At 68.3% G+C, this 24,412-nt stretch carries 26 protein-coding genes and 1 tRNA gene; 11 read left to right on the top strand and 16 right to left on the bottom strand.

What is annotated here, in order from left to right:
• Positions 1-31: 31 nt before the first annotated feature.
• Genes GR168_RS02530 through GR168_RS02520 form a run of 3 tightly spaced genes read right to left on the bottom strand, consistent with a single transcriptional unit; the run spans position 32 to position 1,442 of the window.
• Positions 32-793: a TSUP family transporter gene (locus tag GR168_RS02530; RefSeq protein ID WP_159369927.1), complete on the bottom strand. Its 762-nt coding sequence runs from the start codon at positions 791-793 to the stop codon at positions 32-34.
• A gap of 8 nt (positions 794-801) precedes the next feature.
• Entirely contained in the window at positions 802-1,275 is a 474-nt protein-coding gene (locus GR168_RS02525) for a RidA family protein (RefSeq protein ID WP_159369926.1), read from the bottom strand.
• 2 nt (positions 1,276-1,277) lie between these two features.
• Complete coding sequence (locus tag GR168_RS02520; RefSeq protein WP_004022081.1) at positions 1,278-1,442, bottom strand: DUF4177 domain-containing protein; 165 nt, start codon at positions 1,440-1,442, stop codon at positions 1,278-1,280.
• 43 nt (positions 1,443-1,485) lie between these two features.
• Between GR168_RS02520 and GR168_RS02515 the strand changes: the two genes are divergently transcribed.
• Positions 1,486-2,556, top strand: coding sequence for an ArsA-related P-loop ATPase (locus tag GR168_RS02515; RefSeq protein ID WP_058251082.1), 1,071 nt, complete (start codon positions 1,486-1,488; stop codon positions 2,554-2,556).
• Positions 2,556-3,650, top strand: coding sequence for an ArsA family ATPase (locus GR168_RS02510; RefSeq protein WP_058251081.1), 1,095 nt, complete (start codon positions 2,556-2,558; stop codon positions 3,648-3,650). The genes GR168_RS02515 and GR168_RS02510 overlap by 1 nt, the downstream gene beginning before the upstream one ends.
• Positions 3,651-3,827: 177 nt before the next feature.
• Here GR168_RS02510 and GR168_RS02505 read toward each other — a convergent pair whose 3' ends face one another.
• On the bottom strand, positions 3,828-4,136 hold the full coding sequence (locus GR168_RS02505; protein WP_004022078.1) for a WhiB family transcriptional regulator: 309 nt from the start codon (positions 4,134-4,136) through the stop codon (positions 3,828-3,830).
• A 322-nt stretch (positions 4,137-4,458) separates the two neighbouring features.
• On the opposite strand from GR168_RS02505, the gene GR168_RS02500 reads away from it, so the two are divergent.
• The 4 genes from GR168_RS02500 to GR168_RS02485 all read left to right on the top strand — a co-directional run bounded on the left by GR168_RS02500 (position 4,459) and on the right by GR168_RS02485 (position 8,911).
• On the top strand, positions 4,459-6,906 hold the full coding sequence (locus tag GR168_RS02500; protein ID WP_159371798.1) for a penicillin-binding protein: 2,448 nt from the start codon (positions 4,459-4,461) through the stop codon (positions 6,904-6,906).
• 84 nt (positions 6,907-6,990) lie between these two features.
• Entirely contained in the window at positions 6,991-7,998 is a 1,008-nt protein-coding gene (locus GR168_RS02495; RefSeq protein ID WP_159369925.1) for a metallophosphoesterase, read from the top strand.
• Positions 7,995-8,720: a haloacid dehalogenase type II gene (locus GR168_RS02490; RefSeq protein WP_238995003.1), complete on the top strand. Its 726-nt coding sequence runs from the start codon at positions 7,995-7,997 to the stop codon at positions 8,718-8,720. Before GR168_RS02495 ends, GR168_RS02490 begins: the two co-directional genes overlap by 4 nt.
• The gene (locus tag GR168_RS02485; protein ID WP_058251077.1) at positions 8,717-8,911 is read left to right on the top strand and encodes a hypothetical protein; all 195 of its coding nucleotides are present in this window, start codon (positions 8,717-8,719) and stop codon (positions 8,909-8,911) included. The genes GR168_RS02490 and GR168_RS02485 overlap by 4 nt, the downstream gene beginning before the upstream one ends.
• A gap of 71 nt (positions 8,912-8,982) precedes the next feature.
• On the opposite strand, the gene GR168_RS02480 is transcribed toward GR168_RS02485, so the two are convergent.
• A tRNA-Pro gene (locus tag GR168_RS02480) sits at positions 8,983-9,056 on the bottom strand.
• Positions 9,057-9,256: 200 nt separating this feature from the next.
• Here GR168_RS02480 and GR168_RS02475 point away from each other — a divergent pair.
• A complete protein-coding gene (locus GR168_RS02475; RefSeq protein WP_058251076.1) occupies positions 9,257-9,682 on the top strand; it encodes a hypothetical protein in 426 nt (141 codons plus the stop codon).
• A gap of 142 nt (positions 9,683-9,824) precedes the next feature.
• Positions 9,825-10,439, top strand: coding sequence for a lipocalin family protein (locus GR168_RS02470; RefSeq protein ID WP_159369924.1), 615 nt, complete (start codon positions 9,825-9,827; stop codon positions 10,437-10,439).
• Positions 10,440-10,523: 84 nt separating this feature from the next.
• On the opposite strand, the gene GR168_RS02465 is transcribed toward GR168_RS02470, so the two are convergent.
• Positions 10,524-10,967, bottom strand: coding sequence for an AraC family transcriptional regulator (locus GR168_RS02465; RefSeq protein ID WP_159369923.1), 444 nt, complete (start codon positions 10,965-10,967; stop codon positions 10,524-10,526).
• Between the two features lie 212 nt (positions 10,968-11,179).
• Here GR168_RS02465 and GR168_RS02460 point away from each other — a divergent pair, with 212 nt between their 5' ends.
• Positions 11,180-12,247, top strand: a complete 1,068-nt coding sequence (locus tag GR168_RS02460; protein WP_159369922.1) for an acyl-CoA dehydrogenase family protein — start codon at positions 11,180-11,182, stop codon at positions 12,245-12,247.
• On the opposite strand, the gene GR168_RS02455 is transcribed toward GR168_RS02460, so the two are convergent.
• Together GR168_RS02455 and GR168_RS02450 are read right to left on the bottom strand one after the other, a co-directional pair.
• Positions 12,234-13,598, bottom strand: a complete 1,365-nt coding sequence (locus tag GR168_RS02455; protein WP_159369921.1) for a dipeptidase — start codon at positions 13,596-13,598, stop codon at positions 12,234-12,236. The genes GR168_RS02460 and GR168_RS02455 overlap by 14 nt on opposite strands.
• 21 nt (positions 13,599-13,619) lie before the next feature.
• Positions 13,620-14,996: a DUF2252 domain-containing protein gene (locus tag GR168_RS02450; protein ID WP_159369920.1), complete on the bottom strand. Its 1,377-nt coding sequence runs from the start codon at positions 14,994-14,996 to the stop codon at positions 13,620-13,622.
• Positions 14,997-15,261: 265 nt separating this feature from the next.
• On the opposite strand from GR168_RS02450, the gene GR168_RS02445 reads away from it, so the two are divergent.
• The gene (locus tag GR168_RS02445) at positions 15,262-15,801 is read left to right on the top strand and encodes a hypothetical protein (RefSeq protein WP_159369919.1); all 540 of its coding nucleotides are present in this window, start codon (positions 15,262-15,264) and stop codon (positions 15,799-15,801) included.
• A gap of 77 nt (positions 15,802-15,878) precedes the next feature.
• On the opposite strand, the gene GR168_RS02440 is transcribed toward GR168_RS02445, so the two are convergent.
• The 7 genes from GR168_RS02440 to GR168_RS02410 form a co-directional block, all read right to left on the bottom strand.
• The gene (locus tag GR168_RS02440) at positions 15,879-16,352 is read right to left on the bottom strand and encodes a DNA starvation/stationary phase protection protein (protein WP_068969841.1); all 474 of its coding nucleotides are present in this window, start codon (positions 16,350-16,352) and stop codon (positions 15,879-15,881) included.
• Positions 16,353-16,464: 112 nt separating this feature from the next.
• Positions 16,465-16,896: an organic hydroperoxide resistance protein gene (locus GR168_RS02435; RefSeq protein WP_065630665.1), complete on the bottom strand. Its 432-nt coding sequence runs from the start codon at positions 16,894-16,896 to the stop codon at positions 16,465-16,467.
• 129 nt (positions 16,897-17,025) lie between these two features.
• Complete coding sequence (locus tag GR168_RS02430) at positions 17,026-17,715, bottom strand: hypothetical protein (protein ID WP_159369918.1); 690 nt, start codon at positions 17,713-17,715, stop codon at positions 17,026-17,028.
• Positions 17,716-17,778: 63 nt separating this feature from the next.
• Positions 17,779-19,041 (bottom strand): lipase family protein, encoded by a 1,263-nt coding sequence (locus GR168_RS02425; RefSeq protein WP_159369917.1) that lies wholly within the window; start codon positions 19,039-19,041, stop codon positions 17,779-17,781.
• Positions 19,042-19,168: 127 nt separating this feature from the next.
• Entirely contained in the window at positions 19,169-20,590 is a 1,422-nt protein-coding gene (locus GR168_RS02420) for a hypothetical protein (protein WP_238995002.1), read from the bottom strand.
• A gap of 31 nt (positions 20,591-20,621) precedes the next feature.
• Positions 20,622-22,016 carry a gluconate:H+ symporter gene (locus tag GR168_RS02415; RefSeq protein ID WP_068969847.1) on the bottom strand — a complete coding sequence of 465 codons (1,395 nt, stop codon included), beginning with the start codon at positions 22,014-22,016 and terminating at the stop codon, positions 20,622-20,624.
• Positions 22,016-22,534, bottom strand: a complete 519-nt coding sequence (locus tag GR168_RS02410) for a gluconokinase (protein ID WP_065630691.1) — start codon at positions 22,532-22,534, stop codon at positions 22,016-22,018. Before GR168_RS02410 ends, GR168_RS02415 begins: the two co-directional genes overlap by 1 nt.
• Before the next feature lie 125 nt (positions 22,535-22,659).
• Between GR168_RS02410 and GR168_RS02405 the strand changes: the two genes are divergently transcribed.
• Positions 22,660-23,379 (top strand): FCD domain-containing protein, encoded by a 720-nt coding sequence (locus GR168_RS02405; protein ID WP_137808656.1) that lies wholly within the window; start codon positions 22,660-22,662, stop codon positions 23,377-23,379.
• Here GR168_RS02405 and GR168_RS02400 read toward each other — a convergent pair.
• The gene (locus GR168_RS02400) at positions 23,376-24,398 is read right to left on the bottom strand and encodes an aspartate-semialdehyde dehydrogenase (protein WP_137808657.1); all 1,023 of its coding nucleotides are present in this window, start codon (positions 24,396-24,398) and stop codon (positions 23,376-23,378) included. The two genes, GR168_RS02405 and GR168_RS02400, sit on opposite strands and share 4 nt — an antisense overlap.
• Positions 24,399-24,412 lie beyond the last annotated feature (14 nt).

Genomic DNA, 24,412 nt, shown 5'->3' with positions numbered 1-24,412 from the left:
TCCACAGCGCTGTCCGCCGAGTCCGGCCACCTCAGCCGACGATCAGGTCGTACCCGAGCTTCCCCACCATCACGACGACGACGGCCAGCAGGACCCACCGCACGAACGAACTGCCGCGGCCGATCGCCATGTGCGAGCCGATCTGGGCGCCGACGATGTTGGTGATGGCCAGGCCGAGACCCAAGAGCCACAGCACATTTCCCTGCAGGCCGAAGACCGTGAGGGCGCCGAGGTTGGTACCGGTGTTGATGACCTTCGCCATCGCCGAGCTCTCCAGGAAACTCGTCCCGACCAGCGCGGTCAGGCTGATGATCAGAAAGGTACCGGTCCCGGGACCCATCACCCCGTCGTAGAAGGCCACGACGACACCGGCCAGCACGAGGCCCGCGATCGTCGAGACGCGCGAGCGCGGTCCCGTCGACGCGTCAGTCCCGAAGCCGGGATTGAGCGCGACGAACAGTCCGACGCCGACCAGCATGACCAGCACGATCGGCGTGAAGATCTCGGTGGGCAGGACGACGGCCACCGTCGCGCCGAGGGCCGAGAAGGCGAGCGCCGCAACGAACACCGGGATCAGGCGACGAAGATCGATCCGGACGTGCCGCACGTAACGCCACGCTGCCGACGCGGTCCCGAAGACCGCCGCCAGCTTGTTGGTCCCCAGGGCCGTCGCGATCGGCAACCCCGGCTGGGCGATCAGCATCGCCGGGATCAGGACGAGGCCACCGCCGCCGACCACGGCGTCGACCCACCCGGCCGCGGCGGCTGCCACGACCAGCAGCGCGACGTCCAATGGAGACGTCAGGCCACTTCGACGATCAGTTCCACCTCGACCGGCGCACCGAGCGGGAGTTCGGCGACGCCGACCGCGGACCGGGCGTGCACACCGGCGTCGCCGAAGATCTCACCGAGGACGTCCGAAGCCCCGTTGATCACGGCCGGCTGACCGGTGAAGCCCGGTGCGGACGCGACGAACCCGACGACCTTGACCACCCGGACGACCGAGTCGATCCCGACGAGTGCGTGGATCGCGGCGAGCGCGTTCAGCGCGCAGACCCGGGCTGCTGCCGTCGCCTCGTCCGGCCGAACGACGCCTTCGGCGCCCTCGTGGACCTTGCCCCGCGCCGACAGTTCGCCGTCGACGATGGGCAGCTGTCCCGAGGTGTAGACGAGGTTGCCGGTGCGCACGGCCGGGGTGTAGCTCGCCACCGGTGGCACCACCGACGGGAGTTCGATGCCCAGTTCGGCCAGACGATCGGTCCACGTGGTCGCCATGGTCAGCCCTTCGGTCGCTTCAGGTAGGCGACGTGCTGCTCGCCGGTGGGACCGGGCAGAACCGAAACCAGTTCCCAACCGTCTGCGCCCCACTGATCGAGGATCTGCTTCGTGGCGTGCGTCAGCAGCGGCACGGTCACGTATTCCCACGCGGTCACTTCACTCATGGACTCACCCTATCTGGCGACGGTCAATGGATAAGGTGTTGCGGTGGCCAACGAACAGGGCTCACGATCCGGGTCGGGCGAGGCGCTCGATTCCGGCGTGACAGACAACTCCTCCGTCGCGCGCGAGAACGAGTGGCCGGCGGCCGCCGCGCGCGCTCGCCTGCACTTCGTGACGGGCAAGGGCGGCACCGGCAAGACCACGATCGCCGCGGCGCTCGCACTCGCGCTCGCCGCCGACGGCAAGAAGGTCCTCCTCGTCGAGACCGAGGGTCGCCAGGGCATCGCGCAGGTCTTCGACATCCCGCCGCTGCCACCCACCGACACCCGCATCGCGACCGCCGAGGGCGGTGGCGAGGTGTCCGCGCTGGCCATCGACATCGAGCACGCCCTTCTCGAGTACCTCGACATGTTCTACAACCTCGGCTTCGCCGGCCGCGCGATGAAGCGGATCGGCGCGATCGACTTCGTGACGACCGTCGCTCCCGGACTCCGCGACGTCCTGCTCACCGGCAAGATCAAAGAGCGCATCATCCACACCGACAAGCAGGGCAACCGCGTGTACGACGCGGTGGTCGTCGACGCGCCGCCGACCGGCCGGATCGGCAATTTCCTCGACGTCACCCAGGCCATGGCCGACCTCGCCAAGACCGGCCCGATCCGCAACCAGAGCGAAGGTGTCGTCCGCCTGCTCCACTCGGAGGAGACGATCATCCACCTGGTGACGCTCCTCGAGGCGATGCCGATCCAGGAGACGATCGAGGCGATCGACGAACTGCGGGGCAAGAACCTCAACCTCGGCAGTCTCGTCATCAACCGCGTCAGCGAACCCCACCTGCCGGCCGAGGTGATCGACGAGATCGCCGAAGGTCGGGTCGACGCGGGGCGTGTCGAGGACGGCCTCACCGCCGCCGGACTCAAGCTCGCCGACGGGGACCTGGCCGGCCTGCTCACCGAGACGATCGAGCACGCGACCCGCCTGCAGGCGCAGCAGATCGCCAAGGCGCAGCTCGACGAGGTGGAGATGCCGACACTCGAACTGCCGTCCCTCGGTGACGGCGTCGACCTGGGGTCGATCTATGAGCTGGCCGACCTCCTCCAGAAAGCGGGTGCGTGATGCCACTCGACCTCAAGATGGGCGCGGTGCTCACCGACCCCGCGACCCGCGTCGTGATCTGTTGCGGCGCAGGCGGAGTCGGCAAGACAACGACTGCTGCCGCGATGGCGATGTACGCCGCCGAACAGGGCCGGACCGTGGCCGTGCTGACGATCGACCCGGCCCGGCGCCTGGCGCAGTCGCTCGGGATGTCCGAACTCACCAACGACCCGCAGCCGGTCGCGATCGACGGCAAGGGCACGCTCGACGCGATGATGCTCGACATGCGGCGCACGTTCGACGAGATGGTGCTCGAGTACTCCACTCCCGAACGCGCCGAGGCGATCATGCAGAACGCCTTCTATCAGACGGTCGCCTCGTCGTTCTCCGGGACGCAGGAGTACATGGCGATGGAGAAGCTCGGCAAGCTTCTCGAGCAGGACCACTGGGACCTGATCGTCGTCGACACCCCGCCGTCGCGCAACGCACTGGACTTCCTCGACGCCCCGCAGCGGTTGGGGTCGTTCCTGTCCGGGCGTCTGATGAAGGTGCTGGTCGGCGGCGGTCGCGGCGTCGGCCGGATGGTGACCGGCGCGATGAGCCTGGCCATGCGGGGTGTCTCGACGATCATCGGCGGCGAGATGCTCCGCGACGTGGCGACCTTCGTGCAGTCACTGGACTCGATGTTCGGCGGCTTCCAGGACCGCGCCGCGAAGACCTATGCCCTGCTGAAACAGCCGGGCACCCAGTTCGCGGTGGTGGCTGCGGCCGAGGCCGATGCCCTGCGGGAGGCCGCGTTCTTCGTCGACCGCCTGTCCGAGGAGTCGATGCCACTGGCCGGACTGATCCTCAACCGGACCCACCCGAACCTGACGTCGATCCACGAGGAGGCAGCGCTGGTCGCCCTCGAATCGGTCAACGACGAACTGGCTCGCGGTGTACTCCGGATTCACGCGGATCGGGCCGCCACCGGGAAGCGCGAACTCCATCTGCTGCAACGGTTCACGGCGTCGCACCCGCGGGTGCCGATCGTCGGGGTCCCGGCGCTGCCGTTCGAGGTGGCCGATGTGACCGCCCTGCGCGCGGTGGCCGAGCAGATCACCGGCCGCGGCTGATCACCGAGCGCGACGAGCCGTCCCCCGCTGGTTGAGAAGGCGAGGAGCGTGCGACGAGCCGCCTCCCGCTGGTTGCAGGCGAGGAGCGTGCGCCGAGCCCCCCCTGCTGGTTGAGCAGGCGAGGAGCGTGCGACGAGCCGTGTCGAAACCACTCGACACGGCTCGGCGGAGAAGAGGTCAGACGGCGTCGCGATGACGCCGGCGCTGCGCGGCGAAGAACGCCGACCAGGACGTGACCTCGGGGTGCTGGCGGAGGAGTGCGCGACGCTGACGTTCGGTCAGTCCGCCCCAGACGCCGAACTCGACGCGGTTGTCGAGTGCATCGGCACCGCATTCGAGCTGCACCGGGCAGTGGCGGCAGATCGTGGCGGCTTTGCGCTGGGCCGCGCCCCGCACGAACAGATCATCGGGGTCTCCCCCTCGACAACGCGCCTGAGCAACCCACGCCAAGCGATCCTCTTCGTTGGAAACTGCCGCTGTCGCCATCCGCCACCCCTACCTGTCGTGTCTGCGTAGCTGCGAGAACGTCTCGACCTCGCTGCTCAAGCCACATTTGTAACGAACTGTTAAGTGAGTCACATTCTGCACTCAATCTAGGGATCTGTGCTTGGGGGCGCAACCCCTGGAGCGAACAAAGTGGGACAACCGTGCAAACTCATCCGAACAGACGGCCCGCGGACGGTGGCCTCCGGCGCATCCGCCCGGCGACCCGCGGGCACCCCGACCGTCGGCTCGGGACCACGCTGCGCCGATGCCGCGGGCGAGGCAGGACGATGTTCGGAACGAACGCACGTATCCTGTCGGGGTGATGTCGAAGAAACTGTGGTCGCTGGCGTGGGCGAGCCTGCTGGCCGGAGTTCTCGTCGCCGGCCTGCTGTACCCCGTGGCCAGCGGAATCGGCGTCGTCTCCAACCGGGCGGCGGCCGCTGTCGAGAACGTGTCCTCCGAACTGCTCAACGGCACGTTGCCGGAGGTCACCACGATGACCGACGTCGACGGGAAGCCGATCGCGGTGCTGTTCGACCAGTACCGGTATCAGGTGGGCTACAACGACATCTCCCCCGACATGATCCGAGCGATCATCTCCGTCGAGGACCGGCGGTTCCTGGAACACGACGGCGTCGACTGGAAGGGCACCATCCGTGCCGCTTTGAAGAACTCGTCGTCGGGCGAGGTCCAGCAGGGTGCGTCGACGCTCGACCAGCAGTACATCAAGAACTATCAACTCCTGGTCCTCGCACGGACCGAGGCCGACCGCCAGGCCGCGATCGAGACCACACCCGCGCGCAAGCTCCGCGAGGTGCGCATGGCGCTCACCCTCGAGCAGACCCTCATCGATCAGGCCAAGCGCGACAAGGGGCTCGACGACGCCGCCGCCAAGCAGGAGGCCAAGAAGCAGATCGTCACCCGGTACCTGAACGTCGTGCCGTTCGGGAACAACGCCTACGGCATCGAGGCCGCCGCGCAGACCTATTTCGGCATCCCCGCCAAGGACCTGCGGGTCGAGCAGGCCGCGTTGCTGGCCGGCATGGTGCAGTCCAGCTCTGCGCTGAATCCGTACTCGAACCCCGAAGCCTCCCTCGCGCGCCGGAACGTCGTGCTGGACACGATGATCGACAACTTCCCGGAACGGCGCGCCGAGCTCGTCGCGGCCAAGGAGGCACCCGTGGGCGTGCTCCCGAGTCCGCGGACCCCGACCCAGGGCTGCATCGCGGCCGACAACAACGGCTTCTTCTGCGACTACGCCCTTCAGTTCCTGGCCGAGAACGGCATGTCCCGCAACTCGGTCCTGCGCGGCGGCTACATCATCCAGACCACGCTCGACCCCGAGGTCCAGCGGTCCACGGTGCGGGCGGTGAAGAGTCAGGCCAGCCCGACCGCCGACGGCGTCGCCGACGTGATGAGCACCCTGCGTCCGGGCAAGAAATCGCACGACGTGCTCTCGATGGCGTCGAGCCGCGACTACGGTCTCGATCTCAACCGCGGCGAGACGATGCAGCCGCAACCCTTCTCGATGGTCGGCGACGGTGCCGGCTCGGTGTTCAAGATCTTCACCGTCGCCGCCGCGATGGAGAAGGGTCTCGGCGCCGGTTCCACCATCCCCGTCCCCGGGTCCATCGCCGTCGAGGGCATGGGCAACAGCGGCGGGGCCAACGGGTGTCCCGCCAATGCGTACTGCGTCAAGAACGACGGCCGCTACCCGGCGTCGATGTCGGTGACGAACGCCCTGGCACAGTCGCCGAACACCGCGTTCGTGAAGCTGCTGCAGCAGGTCGGCGTCAAACCGGCGGTCGACATGGCGGTCCGCCTGGGCCTGCGTTCGTACACCATCCCCGGGTCGTCGGGTTACGGCGAGAAGAGCATGGCCCAGTACGTCAAGGACGGGAACTTCGGCTCCTTCACCCTCGGCCCGCTGCCGCTCAACGGCCTCGAGCTCGCCAACGTCGCCGCCACCATCGCGTCGGGTGGCACCTGGTGCCCGCCCAACCCGATCAAGTCGATCAGCCAGATCAAGCGGGACCAGTACGGCAACCCGGTCATGGGACCGGACGGCCGGCGCGCCCTGACCGCGGTGCCGTTCACGCCACCGCCGTGCGAGCAGGTCGTGGACGAAGGCCTGGCGCACTCGCTGGCCAACGCCATGAGCAAGGACGACGTGGGCGCCGGCACCGCGGCCGGTGCCGCGGGCTCCGCGGGCTGGACGCTGCCGATGTCGGGTAAGACCGGCACGACGGAAGCGCACCGCTCCTCGGCATTCGTCGGGTTCACCAACCAGATCGCCGGCGCCGCGTACGTCTACAGCGACGGCCCGAACCCGCAGGGCGTCTGCAGCAGTCCGCTGCGCTCCTGCTACGACGGCGACCTCTACGGCGGCATGGAACCGGCGCGCACCTGGTTCCAGGCCGTCAAACCGGTGGCGACGAAGTTCGGCCCCGTCAGCCTGCCCCCGATCGACCGCGAGTACTGGAACGGCAGCGACCGGGGCCGTATCCCGCAGGTCAGCGGCCTGCCCGCCAGCGAGGCCACATCGCGCCTGCAGGGTGCCGGGTTCAAGGTCAGCGAGCTCGACGTGGACAGCGGACGCCCGCAGGGCACCGTGGTCTTCACCGCACCGTCCGACTCGGCCATGCCCGGCAGCACCGTGACGATCTACGTCAGCAACGGCCGCCGCGCCGGCGGGGACGAGGGCGGCCCCACCGAGACCACCGTCGTGGTACCCGGTGTCGGCCCGGTGGTGATCCAGCTACCCGGCTGACCCGCGATCAGACAATCGACGCCCCGCCCGCGCTGCTCACGAAACCGGGGCGGGATCGTCGTGGGGGATGCGTATTCTGGGGTGATGCAGCACTCCGAACTCGACATCGCACGCCTCGGCATCTCTCGCCTCGGTCCGTCCGGTTCCGGGGTACCCGCGCGCGCTCTGGCCGGCGTGGCGGGGCTCGCCGCCGCCGGACTGCTCTACTCGACGGTGATCGAGCGCAACGCCTTTGCGTTGCGACACACGACGCTGTCCGTTCTCGAACCGGGCGCCTCGCCGTTACGTGTCCTGCACATCAGCGACCTGCACATGATGCCCAACCAACGCCTCAAGCAGGCGTGGATCGCCGAGCTCGAGGCGCTCGAACCCGACCTTGTCGTCAACACCGGGGACAACCTCGCGCACCCGCAGGCCGTGCCGTCGGTCATCCAGTCGCTCGGTGGGTTGTTGTCGCGGCCCGGCCTGTTCGTCTTCGGGTCCAACGACTATTTCGGCCCCAAGCCGAAGAATCCGTTCAAGTACTTCAAGAAGGACCATCAGCGCACGCACGGCGAGCCCCTGCCGTGGCAGGATCTGCGTGCGGCGTTCACCGAGCGTGGATGGCTCGACGCGACGCACACGGTCCGCGAGCTGGAGGTCAGCGGCGTGCGGGTCGTCGCGGCCGGCGTCGACGATCCCCACATCGAGCGAGACCGCTACGAGACGATCGCGGGCCGCCCGAACCCCCTGGCACACTTGCGGCTCGGACTCACCCACTCCCCCGAACCGCGGGTCCTCGACCGGTTCGCCGCGGACGGCTACGACCTCGTGATGGCCGGACACACGCACGGCGGCCAGCTCTGCCTGCCGTTCTTCGGCGCTCTGGTGACGAACTGCCAGTTGGATCGCTCCCGGGTCAAGGGTCCGTCGAGCTGGGGATCGTCGATGAAGCTCCACGTGAGTGCGGGCCTGGGCACGTCCCCGTACGCCCCGGCACGCTTCTGCTGCCGCCCCGAGGCCAGCCTGCTCACCCTCACACCTGTGTCGCACGGTGATGCCGACTACGACGCCGACCAGTCGCTCCCGCAGCTGGCCCGGGAGACCATGTGAGCGTTGACCTTCATCCCCGCGTGAAGGTCCTGGCGTTCGACACCTTCGGGACGGTCACCGACTGGTTCACCGGGATCTCCGGCGCCGTCGGCGCGATCGCACCGGAGGTCGACGCAGCGGCGTTCGCCAAGAAGTGGCGACGCCGGTACTCGCCGATCCTGGCTCGCGTGGAATCCGGCGAACTGCCGTGGCGTCGCCTCGACGACCTGCAGACCGAGACGCTGCACGACGTCGCCTCGCTGTTTGCACTGACACTCGACGACGATCAGGCCCGCACCCTCGTCCGTGCGTGGCGGACGATTCCGGCCTGGCCGGACGCGGTCGAGGGTCTGCAACTCCTCAGGCGCGATCACATCGTCTGCGCACTGAGCAACGGCACTGTCGCGCTGCTCACCGACATGGCCCGGTACAACGCGTTCCCCTGGGACGTGATCGGCGGGTCCGACCTCTGGCGGCACTACAAACCTGCGCGCGAGACCTACTGCGGGCTGGCGGATCTGCTCGAGGTGGAGCCCGCCGAGGTGATGATGGTGGCCACTCACCAGAGCGATCTCGACGCCGCGCGCTCCTTCGGCCTGCGGACGGCCTTCGTCGAGCGGCCGGACGAGTGGGGCGGGGACGAGAAGGACGATTCGGGCTCGCCGGACAACGACTTCCACGCGACGGATCTCCTCGACCTCGCGCGGCAGCTGGGCCCGTCGGTGACCGGCCCGTCCCGATGACACTCGACGACCTGCTGCGCTGGGAGGATTCGGGGGCGTCGTGGCGGGTGGTCCATCACGGGCCGGATGGAATCACCCTGGGTCTGCTGCGCTGCGACGGTGGCGAGGAGGTGGACCGCGTCGTCACCGACGATCCGATCATCCTGGCCCACATCGGTGGCCGGTCGTCGTCGGCCGAGGAACCGGAGTGACCCCACAGAGACGAGGAGACCCCGACCGGATTTCTCCAGGTCAGGGTCTCTTCTGCAATCTCAACCTTGCGTCGGGGTGGCGGGATTCGAACCCACGACCTCTTCGTCCCGAACGAAGCGCGCTACCAAGCTGCGCCACACCCCGTGTGTAGCCTGCGATAGCTTATACCCCGCCCCCGCCGACTACTAAATCGCCTGGTCAAAGATGTGCCCGGTGTGGCTGAAACCCGTGCGAAGTAGCGTCGCACATCCCATCCTTGATGTGGTCCATCCGTACCAGTGCCGCCGCGCCGTCGGTCGGGACCAAGGAGTCGGCGCACAACCACTGAAAGGACACGCCAAACAATGAGCGCTTCCCCCGATCAGCAGGCCAACTCGTCGGCCAAGCAGGGTTTCGCCTTCGGTATCGCGATCGTGGCCGCCGCGCTGCTCTTCGTGGCCGGCTTGGTCTCGATCTTCCAGGGCATCTCGGCCATCGCGAACGACGACCTGTTCGTCGCCGGCCAGAACTACATCTTCGAGTTCGACCTCACCACCTGGGGCTGGATCCACCTGATCCTCGGCATCGTCGGGGTCCTCGTCGCCGGCGGTCTCGCGGTGGGCGCCGACTGGGCGCGGATCTCCGCGATCATCATCGCCTCGCTGTCGATCATCGCCCAGTTCCTGTGGCTCCCCTACTACCCGGCGTGGGCCATCCTGATCATCGTGCTGGACCTGATCGTGATCTGGGCTGTCTCCACCTGGAACCCCAACAACGAATACAACCTGTGACCGACCGCTCTGACGCGGTGACGACAGTTCGCTGAGACGAGGGCTGCGGGGTAACCAATCCACGACGCGCATCCGGTCCGAATCGTCTGGTGACGCTGCTCCACCTGGGTAGCGCGACGACGAACCGCCCGAAAGGAACACCATGCGCATCACCCGGTCCCTCGCAGCCCTTGTCGCCGGCGTCCTCCTCAGCGTCGGCCTCGCCGCCGGGACGGGTCCGGCGCAAGCCGCGCCGCTGGCCCCCGTGGCGAAGGTCGAGGTGGATCGCTACCTCGGCAAGTGGTGGCAGCTCGCCACCGTGCCGTCTTTCTTCGGGGTCACCTGCGCCCGGGACACCAGCGCGACCTACACCTACATCGACGCCAAGACGATCGGCGTCGACAACCGGTGCACCGGCCCCACCGGCATGCGTGGTGGCGTCGTCGGCCGTGCGACAGTCGTCGACCCGCAGACCAATGCCCAACTGAGCGTCCGGTTCCCACAGACACCGGGCAGCATCAACCCGGGCGGCGCACCGAACTACATCGTCGCCTACCTCGAAGACGGGCCGGACCCCGCCGGGCCGTACCGGTACGCGATCGTCGGGGATCCCTCGCGCGGATCGGGATTCCTGCTGTCGCGCGACAAGGTGGTCCCCAACTCGGAGTTGCGTCGCCTGACCAAGGAGATCGAGAAGGTCGGGTATAACCCGTGCACGTTCCTCGTCTCGCCGACCACCGGTGGTCGCAGCGACTATTCACCGCTCTGCACGGTGTGACGGTCAACGCCAGACGGTGACGACGACTCCGGCGCCGGAGTGAACCCCGATTCAGGGGCGAAAAGGCTTGCGCCGGAGTCGTTTTCAGCTGGCCTCGGCGTCCGGTCCCGACGCCGGCGCCATCCGGCGGAACTCGTCGGGGGTGCAGCCGAACTTCGACCGGAAGCGATTGCGCATCGTCGCCGTCGAGGCGAATCCCGACGCGTGGGCGATGGCCTCGAGTTTCAGGTTGCCCGGACCCATGAGCAGCCCCTCCGCCCACTCCAGACGTCGATCGGCGATCATCTCGGCGAGCGACGTGGTGCCACCGGCGAGCACCCGGTACAGGTGCCGGCGGCTCACGTGCAGGTGCCGGGCGACGACTTCCACACTGAAGTCGGGATCACGAAAATTCTGCTCGATGAGGTCGGCGACCGCGGCACGCAGGTACCGCTCACTCGTCCGGACGTCCGACCGTACTACACTCGAAACCGATTCCGGCACAACACGTATCGACTGAACGTCACGACCATTGAGGACTGCGGTCACCTGGGTTCCTTCCACGCGGGAGAATGCTCCCACTCGATACACGAGTTTATCGACGGTCACACCTGCGGTCTTGGGCCTTTGGTCCCACTTTCAAGGATTCCGGTCCCGCGATTGTGCTGCGCGACGCGAACTTCCGTGAGCGGCCGCGACGGCGGAGTCGGTCAGTCGTCCAACTTCCTGCCGGCCCGGACACTCGTCGTACTGTGAGAGTCGTGACCACCCAGGACGCCGGAGCCGAGCGACGAGCCGAGTTGCGAACAGCAGCGCTCAGGGTGGCCGACGAGGTCCTGTTCCCGGCGGCCGGCGAGGTGGACCGCACAAGAGCGGTCCCCGAATCCCACTGGCGAGCGCTGGCCGACGCCGGCCTGTACGGCATCGCGGCGCCGGTCGAGGCCGGCGGGCCGGGACTCGAATTCGGTGAGGTCACCGAGATCCTCGAGGTGCTCACCAGTGGTTGCCTCGCCACCGCTTTCACCTGGATCCAGCACCACGGCGTCGTCCTGTCCCTCGCCCGGAGCACCAACGACGAGCTACGTGGCGAACTCCTCGACGCGACCGTGAGCGGATGTCTACGCGCGGGCGTCGCCTACGCCGGAGTCGTCCCCACGCCACCACGGATGGTCGCGACACACACCGACGACGGCTGGCTCCTGAACGGGCACGCGCCGTTCGTCAGCGGCTGGGGTGTCGTCGACCTGCTCCAGATCTCGGCGCGCGACGCCGCGACCGATGACGTCATCTCCGCGATCCTGCGCATGCCCGACCTGGTCGGCGGCAGGTCGTCCGCAGCGGTCCGGGCAACACCCGTGGATCTGTCCGCCGCCGCCGCGACGACCACGGTGTCCCTACGGGTCGACGGTCTGATGGTCCCGTTCGATCGCGAGGTCACGCGCGTGGGCCTCGCGGAATTCTTCGCGACCCAGAACGTCGGCGTCCGACTGAACGGCACCCTCCCGTTCGGCCTGGTGCGGCGCTGTGCGGCACTGCTCGATGTCGGCGGCCACCACCGGGAGGGGCGGGCGCTGCGCGAGCGCGCCGACGTCGTCCGAACCGCGCTCGACGCCGGGATGGCTGATGCCACCGCACTGCTGGCGGCCCGGGCCGACGCCGCGGCTCTGGCGCTCGACGCCGCGGCCGCGTTGGTGTCCGCGGACGGCGGCCGCGGCGTCGTGCGCGGGAGCGATTCCGAACGGTTGTTCCGCGAAGCCGCGTTCGTCCTGGTGGCCGCGAGCCGCCCGGAACTCAAAACAGCTCTGCTACACCGCTTCAGCGGTACCTGAAGTCGCGCAAGAAGAGCGCCTCGGCCAGGGCGATCCGCTCGATCTCGGACGGGTCGACGCTCTCGTTGGGTGCGTGGATCAGGCACCGCGGTTCCTCGACGCCGAACAGCATGATCTCGGCGTCGGGGAACAGCGACTGGAGAACGTTGCACAACGGGATCGATCCACCCTGCCCCTGGATCAGCACCTCGCTGTCGTAGGCGGTCGACAGGGCGCCGGTGAGCGTGTCGTACGCCGGACCGCTGGTGGATCCGACGAAGGGCGCGCCCACCGCCTCGCGCTCGAAGGACACCCGTGAGTTCCAGGGCGCGACGCGACGGAGGTGCTCGACGAGCGCGTCCTGCGCAACCATCGGGTCCATCCCCGGTGGCACGCGGAGGTTGATGCGCGCCCGCGCCCGCGGCTGCACCGCCGCCGACGATCCGACCACCGGCGGGCAGTCGATGCCGAGCACTGTCGCGACCGGGCGCGCCCACACCATGTCGGACACCGATCCCGATCCGACCAGGTCGACTCCGTCGAGAACCGTTGCATCGTTGCGGAATCGGTCGGGCGGGTAGGACACACCCGGCCAACGGGCGTCGGCGTCGAGTCCGGCGACGGTGGTGTTGCCGTGCTCGTCACGCAGGGTCGCGAGCATCGAGATGAGCGCCGCGAGTGCATCCGGGGCGGCCCCGCCGAACATTCCGGAGTGCATCGCCGACCCCAGCGTCTCCACGGACACGACGACGTTCGCGATGCCGCGCAGCGTCGTCGTCAGACTCGGTTTCCCGACCGCGAAGTTGCCGGAGTCCGCGATCAGGATCGCATCGGCGGCAAGCAAGTCCGGATTGCGGACCGCGAAGTCCTCGAGGCCTCCCGTCCCCTGCTCCTCCGACCCCTCGCCGATGATCTTCACCGTCACCCCGGCCCGGCCGGCGAGTGCGCGCAACGCGGTGAGGTGCACGGCGATGTTGCCCTTGCAGTCGGCAGCTCCGCGGCCGTACCACCGCCCGCCCCGCTCGGTCAGTTCCCAGACGGGAGAGTCCCATTCGTCGTCACCGAGCGGCGGTTGCACGTCGTGGTGGAAGTAGAGCAGGACGGTCGGAGCACCTTCCGGGCCGGGAATGGACCCGGTGATCGCCTTGCTGCCGTCGCTGGTGACATGCGCGGAGGCGTCGTCGACGCCGACGGCACCGAAGGCCGCCAGCAGCCAGTCGACCATCCCGTCACACTCCTCGACGGGAAACTGCTGCGGGTCGTGCACCGACCGGAACCGGACCATCTCCGCGAGATCCGATCTCGCCTGCGGCATCAGCGCGGCGACCTGCTCCCGCAACGACGTCTCATCCTCGCGCGCAGTCGGTTCCACCGGCAACCTTCCCTGTCGGACTCAACTCTTGCCCTCGGCCGCCAGGTCGTACACCTCGAGCTCGCCTCGACCGATGGCCTCCATCATCCGGGTGTGATCGGAGTCGTTGAGATCCGCGTACGCGAGCGAGAACTCGGCGATCGCGTCACTGAAACCCTTCGTGCTCCCGAGGTACTCGGCGATCCGGAACCGGCTCGCGGTCCGGGCGTGCGCCTGACCGAGAACCAGCCCGCACAGCTGTGCGTACAACTTCATCCCCTCCGCGCTCAGGGCCTCGACGACGACCGAGCCCTTTCCGTCGCGGAGCTGCCGCACGTAGAAGTCGCGTCGCTCACCGTTCTCGTCGATCCCGGTCGACCAGCCGAGGAAGAGGTCGCTCGTCGCCTGGAGCAGGCGCTGCCCCTCGACCACCCGCTGCCCTTGGTTGTCGAAGCCCGATGCCGGCACGTGGTCGGCGAGCACCGACCGCTGCGCTTCTTTGACCTGCAAGAACAACGGATCACCCAGCTCCTTGCCGGTGAGCAGGATGATCCACGCCCGCGTGCCGACGCTGCCGACGCCGACCACCTTGAACGCGATGTCGACGATCGCGAACTGGTCGAGGAGCGCCTGCACATGCAAGGGCACGGTGTCGCGGTAGGCGCTGACCCGCTCGCGGACCCGTTCGGCCACGATCTCGGCGGTCTCGGCCGGGAACCGCTCGTGCAGCGGCACCAGCAGCGGCGGGTCGCTGCGGATGTGCGCGGAGCCGTCGGCGCCGATCACACAGAGCTTCGCGAGGGCCTGCGCACTGTCGCGGTGCCGCGCCTTCTTCAGCGCCTTCTGCGTCCGCTCGCTCATCGACGTGTCCAGCTTGGGCCCGAACTCCGCCAGGAAATGGTCGACGTCGATCCCGGCGTACCAGTTCTCCAGAGTCGTCTTCGACGCGCTGCGCACGACCGCCCGCCGGTACGCCTTGGCAACGGTCTTGGCGACCCTACGATTGGTCGCGTCGTCGAGTCCGTTGTTACGTCCCGCGATCGCGAAGCTCGCGGCCAGACGCTTGACGTCCCACTCGAACGGCCCGATGTGCGTCTCGTCGAAGTCGTTCAGGTCGAACACCATTCGACGCTCCGGGCTGAAGAAGAGGCCCAGATTGCTCAGGTGCGCATCGCCGCACAGCTGGGTGATGATCCCGGTGTCCGGCGTTCTCGACAGGTCGTCGGACATCACCGCGGCCGCACCACGATAGAAGGTGAACGGCGTCGCCGACATCCGCGCGTGCCGGACCGGGACGAGATCGGCGACCCGGGTCTGCGCCTGCGCTTCCAGGATGCGCAGCGGGTCGGCCCGCTCCGTCGGCGTCGGGCACGCGGCGAGTTCGACAGCGGTGGGCGGAGTGGACAGAAGTGTCGACACGGAGTGCTCCTTCACGTCGATGCGGCCCCGCCACAGGCAGAGGTCCGTGTGTCCGGGCCCGGTCGGAACCCGCGGGTGAACGCCGCCGAAAACGAAGTCCTCCGAGGGAGAATTCTTCCAGCCCGTCGGCAGTTCCGCCGATGGATCGGTGATCAATCTGCGCCACGTTCCCCCGGTTGCGTCCTCGTCGGGTCCACCGGGATCTGCCGACCGCCGCCCAGGGCGTGTGACCCGCTTCACGACTGCAACAGGTTCTAGTTGTAGCGTGAACGTCGTGGATTACTGGGGTGTGATGGTCGGGTTGGGGCTCGTGGCGACGGCGCTCGGCGTCATCGGGTTCGTGCGGTACCGCGAGCGGGAATCGACGAGTCTGCAGCGTCAGACCCAGCTGGCGCGCGAACTGCGTGACCTCGCCGGCGGCGACGAGGTCCGGCTGGCCGCGGTCGACGAGTTCTCGCTGACCATCTATCAACGGCTCTTCTACGTCTCGGTGGTGGCCCCGTGGATACGGAGTGCCGCGTGGGCTCTGCTCGGCGCGGCGCTGGCCGGTGCGGGAGCGCTCGCGACCGGACCGCTCGACGGGGTGTTCGCGACCGTCGCACACATCGCGGCGATCCTCGTGTCCGCGGTGTTCGCGGTGGCCGCCCTGGTGTACGTCGGCATCGCGCTGTACCACTCGGCGACCACGCCTCGGGTCTCCTTCAGCGACTCCTATGCCGACGATGACGCCGATCCCGCCCCCGACACCCCCGATCCCGGCACCTCCGATCCCGACACCCCCGAATCTGCTCGGTCCGTCGACTGATCAGGCCCCCGGACACAACGAACCCCCGTCGCGAGTCGACGGGGGTTCGTTGCTGTGAGAGGGTCAGGCGTACTCGCTCACGCGATCTGCGCCTGCCACATCCAGTGCAGCTGCTCGAGTTTCGACGCGAACGAGATCAGCAGGTCCTGAGTGACCGGATCGGCCTCCTCGGTGACCCCGATTCGCTCGCGGAGACCCGCGACCACTGCCTTGAGATTGTCGACGATCGACTCGACGACGTCGCTGTCCTTGGTCCAGCCCTCACCGAATCCCTTGGTGTGGGCGGTCTTTGCGACGGTCTCGGCACGGCCGTCCGGGCTCACGCCGATCGCGGTGGCCCGTTCGGCGGCCGCGTCGGTGAACTCCCTGGACACCGTGACCAGTTCATCGAGGTCGAGATGCACCGACCGGAACTGCTTGCCTACGACGTTCCAGTGCGCCTGCTTCGCGATGAGCGACAGGTCGATGAGGTCGACGAGGGTGTCCTGCAACGCCTTTCCGGCGACGGACTGCTGCTCGTCGGTGAGCGTGCTGGTGATCGGGTTGGTCATGATCAAGAACTCCCTTCTTGTCCTATGGATTACCTCTGCTCCCTGAGGTGCGAGGAGCGATAGCGACGAGCCACGAAGGGCGCCGACACCGACACCCCGCACGGCTCAACGATCAGACGCGTACGGTGACCGACGAGTCGATGTTGCCCTTGGTCGCCTTCGAGTACGGACAGAATGTGTAGGCGAGGTCGGCGAGTTCCTTGGCCTTGGCCTCGTCGAGGCCGGGCAGCGAGACCTCGATGGCGACGGTGAGACCGAACCCGTTGTCCGCCGGGTCTTTTCCGATCCCGACGGCCACGTCCACGGTCGCCCCGTCGGGCACCGGGGTGTCGGCCTGCTTGGCGGTGGCGCGCAGCGCGCTCAGGAAGCAGGCGGCGTAACCCGCCGAGAACAATTCCTCGGGATTGGTCCCCTCACCGCTGCCACCCAGCTCCTTCGGCGGCCGCAGGTCCAGATCGATCTGGCCGCTCGCCGAGACGACTTCGCCGTCGCGTCCCCCGCCGGACGCCTTCGACGAGATGGTGTACACCGGTTCGATTGCCATTCGAAATCCTCCTGGATGCTCAGTGCGGGTTCGGGCCAACGTTCGGTCCAACCCACCCCGCTCGCGGAACATTCCGACGACACCGGCGACGGCGACGTGATGGTCACGACACCGGCGTCGGAGTCCGGTTCACCGTCCGCGCATCATCCGCGTGGGCTTCATCCGGGTCGACTCGGGCAGCCACTGGTTGACCGGTCGCCGGAGGGTGCAGAGGGCGGCGACCACCAGGAGACCGAACTGGAGGTAGCTCAGGACGACGATGACGGACGACACGTCCGGGTATCGGAACAGCAGGTCGACTCCGACGGGGATACACAGCAGATGCACGACGACGGCGGCCAGGAAGAAGTTGCGGAGATGCCGGCTGTGTTGCGACGCGGCGGTCACCAGGCACGCGTACTCGCTGGCCAGCACGACGACGATCATCACCAGCATGAACGGCGGGAAGAAGCCGGCGAGGGTCTCGACCTCACTCTCGGGTGCGGAGTTCGCCGGGTCCGAGACCACGCCTTCGAGCAGTCGGTTGCGCAGATCGTCGGTGATGGTGCCGAGGTTGAAGAAGCCGTAGATCGTCAGCACGAGACCGATCACGGCCGCGCCCCACCACGCGATGCGCGCGTGCACCGCCAGCGCCTCCGGCGGCGGTCCCGGCTCGCCCGGCCGCGTCGGATAGAGCGCCGACTGGTCCCGATCGCGCGAGGACCGCTCGATGGCCGCCAGATCCTCGGCGTCCAGCTCGGCCTGGCTCGGGACGCGATCGGGGTCATCCGCGGCAGAATCGCCGGACGCGCCCCCAGCCGGGTCCTTCGGATCCGTCATGCCCCGATCCTGCCACTCACCCCGGCGGGCCTCCAGCATCGAGGAGGTTCGGCCGCGAGCGGCTCACTTCCGGAACTCGGCGAGGACGAACTCCATCCCGGGGACGAACGTGCCGAGCATGGGGACGACATGGTTCACGATCGACTTCGTCAAGATGGGCGGGGTGGGGTCGGTGACGAAGGTGACGTCGGCGTCCTGGGCGCGCCAGTCCGCCGCGAGTTGCGCGACCTGGCCGTACGGGATCGCGTCGTCGTGCAGTCCGCCTTCGACGAAGACGGGCGCGTTCGGCTTCAGGCGACCGATCCGCTGCTGGCGGACAACCTCTTGCAGTCCCGGGGATCGTGCGATGAGGGACGACAGCGTCTCGCCGGTTCGGGTCCAGGTCTCGACGCGGCGGAAACCGAAGGCCGGGATGATGTCCCCGATGCAGCTGGTCGAGAGCTGTTTCAGCGCGGCCTTGCCGGTGGCGTTGGTCTCTCGTCGCACCACGTCGGCGACGTTCGGATACCGCTCGGTCAGCCCGTTGACGGCAAAGCCGATCGCCCCCGCGATGGTGGTGCCGTCGATCGCGGGGATGACCTTCTCGAGGTCGGCCGGGGGCGCGCCGGCGTAGGTCGCGCGCACGTCGAGTTCCGGTGCGTAGGTCTCGGCGAGTTCGGCGGCCGACGCGGCTGCGCCACCGCCCTGCGAGTAACCGGCGAAACCTACGGGGGCGTCCTTCGGGGCGCCCGAGATCGCGAGTGCGGCCCGGGCGCCGTCGAGCATCGCCTGACCGGTCTCCGCGCGGTTGACGTAGGTGTGGACACCGGGCGTGCCCATCCCGATGTAATCGGTGATGAACACCCGCACGCCGTTGACGAGCATGTAATACATCTCCGGCGCGGTGTAGTTGACCGAGATGCCCGGCTTCGTGATGTCCACCGCGAGGGGCACGGTCATCAGCTTCGATGGCGCACACTGGTCGCCCTGACCGATCGTCCCCGAACCGATGACCACGGTCGGGCGCGGACCCGGGCCGCGCCACGGCGCGGTGGGTTCGATGACGGTTCCGGTGACCGCGGCGGGCTTTCCGTCCTGGTAACGCGAGGTGTACATGACCTTGCGGGCGGTCCCCGGCCACTGACCCGCCATGCCGGGGATCTGGAGCAGCAGCGGACTCGGCTGACTGCGGATCACCGATCCCGGCTCGGACGCGAACCGGGCCGGCGGGGTGTAGAAATCCGCCGCCGCTGCAGTACCGACCGCTGCGGGGGCCAGCGACGCGACGCACGCTGCCACCAGCGCGGCGATCCCGAGCGTCCGTCTCGATCGCCTGCGATGGGTCATGAGTCTCCCCGACTTCCAGTTCATGGCTGTGTAACCTACCGCACAGTAACACGAGTCAGGTGACGGGTGTCGCTTCCAAGTGTGTGACGCCTCGCAGAGGGCCACAGGGGTGTCGCCGATCGACGGCCTAGCGGCCCGGCGTCACCTTGAGCATGCGGCCGAGAGTTGCCTGCCACAGCGATCCGTCGGCCGTGATCGTCCCGGTCAGCTCGAGTGGTTCGTCGAACGGCGCCGTCCCGACCGGCACCGTCGCGACCCGCCTGCCGGTCGCGAAGTCGGTTGCCACATAGTCGACTTCACCGATCTGCTGTGGGAGGTTCGGCCGGATCGGGCCATACCCGATCGCGTGGATCAGACCGTCCGCGCGAGACAACTTGGGGAGTGTCGCGATCCGGTCGCCGTTCTCCCACACGCGACGACAGCCGCCTTCCCCGACATCGATGCGGGTGGCGCCGCCGACGAACGGTGCATCGGCCGGGTCGGACGGCCCCTGCACCGCCATCGGCGGGTACTGGTAGCCGTAGGTGCTCGGGATGACCAGCGAGTTGCCCCAGGCCATCGGCGAGTTCTCGGTGCCCGGCCCGGACGTCGAAAAGGCCCGCATGCGGCAGACCTCGGAGCCGTCATCGCTGCGCAGCACGCGGAGATCCGGCGGTTCCGCGTTGTCGACGATGGCGACCCAACCATCGCCACCGGGACCGAAGTACGTCGGCGTCGTCCCCGAACCCCAGGTGAGCTGTCCGGGTTTGCGTGCCGACCCCCGGTCATAGGCGCGACGCCAGACGACCTCCGGTGCCGCACCCGGATCGGCACGCATCTCGTAGAGCGCGTGCGTCGTCAGGATCGACGCCCCCGTCCGCCGGATCGACAGGCCGTTGCCGAGTTCCTCTCCCGCGGGCAGCCGGGTGGACCGCACAGCGCCGTGCCGGTCGACTGTCCCGACCACCCCGCGCGTCGTCGCGAACCACACGCGGCCGTCGAAGCCGGGCGCCAGGCCGGTGATCGCGTCACCCGCCGGTATCGCGTGGTCGACGTCGACCCGATCGTCGACGAACACTCGCCAGCCGCTGGCCGTCTTCGCATGCGCGACACGGAGAATCGACCCGGACCCGTCGGCGACGACCACCCGGTCGCGGTCGTCGAGATAGCCGTACACGCCGCCGAGCAGTCCGCCCTTCGTCAGCTGCGTCGACGCCAGTGGTTGCGCGGTCCGGGGATCGAAGAGGACGACCGACGGCACCGCGAATGCCGGGGGCGACGATCCGACGAATTGCGTACACAACGCGACGGGCATCCCGTCGCGTCCCACGAACGTTGCCGCGCAGGCGCCGCCCGGTATCGAGGAGCCGGCCAGTCGAGCCCCGCGGCCGGGGCCTCGATGCGCCGTGGAGTCCGTGGAGGCGAGGTCGCCGTGCATGAGCGAGGTGTCGCTCGGTCCGAGTCCGGTGCTCGGCGAATCGGGTTGTGCCGCTGCGGGGTACGCGAGCGTCGCCGCCAACGCCAGAACCCCGGTGACCACCGCCGCCCGGACCCGCATCTTCCGTGTCATGAGTGGTCAAACTACCGCACAGAGGGCCGGCTCAGATGACCAAGCCGAGTGCGAGTACCACGATCAATCCGGTCACCGAGAGGACCGTCTCCATCATCGACCAGGTCTTGAAGGTCTGTCCGACGGTCATGCCGAAGTACTCCTTCACCAGCCAGAAACCGGCGTCGTTGACGTGGGACAGGAACACCGACCCGGCACCGATCGCCAGGACGACCAGCGAGAGTTCTCCCGAACCCATCCCGTCGACCAGACCCAAGATCAGCGACGACGCGGTGATCGTGGCAACGGTCGCCGATCCGGTCGCCAGGCGGATCAGTGCCGCGAGCGTCCAGGCCAGCAGGAGCACCGAGACGTTCGCGCCGGTCGCCCAGTCGGCGAGCAGGGTGCCGATCCCGGTGTCGACGAGGACCTCCTTGAATCCGCCACCCGCGGAGACGATCAGCAGGATGCCCGCGATCGCGGGGAGTGCCGCACCCGTGCACTTCGAGATGGTCTCGCGGTCCATGCCGGAACCGCGGCCGAGGGTGAACATCGCGACGATCACCGCGATGAGCAGCGCGATGAGGGGCGTGCCGAGGATGTCGAGGACCTTGCGCACGGGCTGGTCCTCGTCGGCGATGAAGATCTCGGCGAGTGCCTTGCCGAGCATCAGCACGACGGGCAGCAGGACGCTGAACATGGTGATCGCGAAGGACGGACGCTTGGTGGTCGGGCCGTCGGACGGATCGACGTCGAAGGTCGTCGGGGCCTCGACCGTCACCCATCGCCCGGCGAGCACGCCGAAGAGCGGCCCCGACACGATGATGGTCGGGATGGCAACCAGCACACCGAGTCCGAGTGTCATGCCGAGATCCGCGCCGAGGGCGTCGATCGCCACGAGCGGGCCGGGATGCGGCGGGACGAACCCGTGCATCGCCGACAACCCGGCCAGCGCGGGGATGCCGATCGGGATCAGGCCGAGACCCGAGCGTCGGGCCACCAGGTAGATCACCGGCATCAACAGCACGAGACCGATCTCGAAGAACATCGGCAGACCGATGATGGCGCCGACGAGCGCCATCGCCCACGGCAGCATCCGCGGTGAGGCGTGACCGACGATCGTGTCCACGATCTCGTCGGCACCACCGGAGTCGGCCAGCAGCTTGGCGAACATGGCGCCGAGTGCAATCAGGATGCCGACTCCCGCTGCGGTGGTGCCGAATCCGGCGGTGAACGACTCGAGGACCGTCGGGATCGACTCACCCGCGACGATGCCGACGGTCGCGCCGCCGCCCACCAACGCCAGGAAGGGATGGACCTTGGCGATCGTGATCGCCACGACGATGACGGCGATACCCGCCAGCGCCGCGACGATGAGTTGCCAGCCGGGCGCGACCGGCTGCGGCAGATCTGTGCTCGCGGCGAGAATCGTGGTGGTCGGCGACATCAGTTCTCCTCGGCGTCGAGATCGGAACTGTTCGAGAGGGCCTCGACCAGTTCGTCGATGATGGCGTCCACGCTCTGGTCCACGTCGACGGTCAGGCCGCGTTCGTCGGGGGTCAGCTGTTCAAGGGTCTCGAACTGCGAGGCGAGCAGGGTCGGTGGCATGAAATGCCCCGGGCGTGATGCCTGCCGTCGCGAGATGACCTCGACCGACCCGGCCAGATGCGCGAAAAGCGTCGTCGGTGCGTGATCACGAAGAAGGTCGCGGTAATGCCGTTTGAGCGCGGAGCAGCTCATGACACCGCCGTCGGCGTGTTCGGCGAGCCAGACGCCGATCGACTCGAGCCAGGGTCGGCGGTCGTCGTCGTCGAGCGGTTCTCCCGCCGACATCTTGGCGATGTTCTCGGCGGGGTGGAAGTCGTCGGCGTCGGCGAACGGCACCCGCAGGCGCTGTGCCAACGCCGCCCCGACGGTCGACTTCCCGGACCCCGACACCCCCATGACGACGATCGGCGATCGCATGTTCACTCCTCACCACGCTGTGCTGCTGATCACGTAGGCTGCCTCAATAGTAATACTTTCGCAAGCCCTCGCGACCATTAAGTACGCACATTTGTCCGTACCTCGATGAATGAGAAGATGAAACGGTGAGTCAGGGCACACGGAGCACAGGCGAGCGGCACGACGAGATCCTCGCGGCGATCGGCCGACGCATCGTCTCGGGAGCGCAGCCGGCCGGCAGCGTGCTGACCCTCGACGCCATCAGCGCCGACCACGGGGTGTCGCGGACGGTATCCCGCGAGGTGATCCGGGTTCTCGAGTCGATGGGCCTCGTCGAATCCCGGCGCCGCGTCGGCATCACGATCCAGCCGCGGACCCGATGGAGCGTGTTCGACGCCCGGCTGATCCGCTGGCGCCTCGACGGCGCCGACCGCGCCGAGTTCCTCGCCACCCTCTCGGAGCTACGACGCGGCTTCGAGCCGGTGGCGGCGGCCCTCGCCGCCGAGCGCGCGAACGAGCACCAGTGCCGCATCCTGGCGGCAGCCGTGTCGGACATGTCGGTACACGGGCGCAACGGCGACCTCGAGTCGTACCTGCTGGCCGACAAGGTCTTTCATCGAACGCTCTTGGAGGCCAGCGGCAACGAGATGTTCCGGTCGCTCACCGGGGTGGTGAACGAGGTCCTCGCCGGCCGCACCCACCACGGAATGATGCCCGCGACACCGAATCCGGTGGCCATCGCACTGCACGACGACGTCGCCAGAGCAATACGCCTCCGCGACCCGGAGGTCGCGGAGGCGTCGATGCGCGCGATCATCACCGAAGCGGCGGCTGCTGTATCGCCCCCGCCACCTGAGGTGCTCTAGACGAGCAGCTCGGCGATCTGAATCGTGTTGAGGGCAGCGCCCTTCCGGAGGTTGTCCCCTGAGACGAACAGCGCGAGACCGCGGCCGTCCGGAACACCCGGGTCCTGCCGGATCCGGCCGACCAGCGAGGCATCCTTGCCGGCGGCGGCCAGTGGCGTCGGCACGTCCGCGAGCTCCACACCCGCTGCGCCACCGAGGATCTCCTGTGCACGTGCCGCCGACAGCGGGTTCGCGAACTCCGCGTTGATCGACAGCGAGTGGCCGGTGAACACCGGCACGCGTACGCAGGTTCCGCTCACGAGCAATCCGGGCAGCCCGAGGATCTTGCGCGACTCGTTGCGCAGCTTCTGGTCCTCGTCGGTCTCACCCGAACCGTCGTCGACGAGCGAACCGGCGAGCGCCACGACGTTGAACGCGATCGGCGCGACGTATTTGTTCGGGGCGGGGAAGTCCACGGCGGAACCGTCGTGCACGAGCTTCTCCGCGTCGCCGGCGACCGCACGCACCTGGGTGGCCAATTCGTCGACACCGGCCAGACCGCTACCCGAGACCGCCTGGTAGCTCGAGATGATCAGGCGCTGCAGACCGGCCTCGTCGTGGAGCGGCTTGAGGACCGGCATGGCCGCCATCGTGGTGCAGTTCGGGTTGGCGATGATGCCCTTGGGCGGGTTCTTCGCCAGCTCACCGTTGACCTCCGAGACCACCAGCGGCACATCGGGATCCTTGCGCCAGGCCGACGAGTTGTCGATGACGGTCACGCCGGCCTCGGCGAACCGCGGCGCCTGTTCGCGCGACATGGTGGCACCCGCCGAGAACAGCGCGATGTCGAGTCCGGACGGATCGGCGGTGGCCGTGTCCTCGACGACGATCTCGCCGTCGCCCCACGGCAGCTTCTTGCCCGCCGAGCGCGAGGACGCGAAGAAGCGCACCTCGTCGGCCGGGAAGTTGCGCTCCGCCAACAGGGTTCGCATGACGGCGCCGACCTGACCGGTCGCGCCCACGACTCCGATACGTACCATTACATCTCCCGTCG

This window comes from Gordonia sp. JH63, from assembly GCF_009856645.1.
Lineage (GTDB): Bacteria > Actinomycetota > Actinomycetes > Mycobacteriales > Mycobacteriaceae > Gordonia > Gordonia hongkongensis.
The sequence above is the reverse complement of the archived record's forward strand: the minus strand, read 5'-3'. Positions and strand labels throughout refer to the sequence as shown.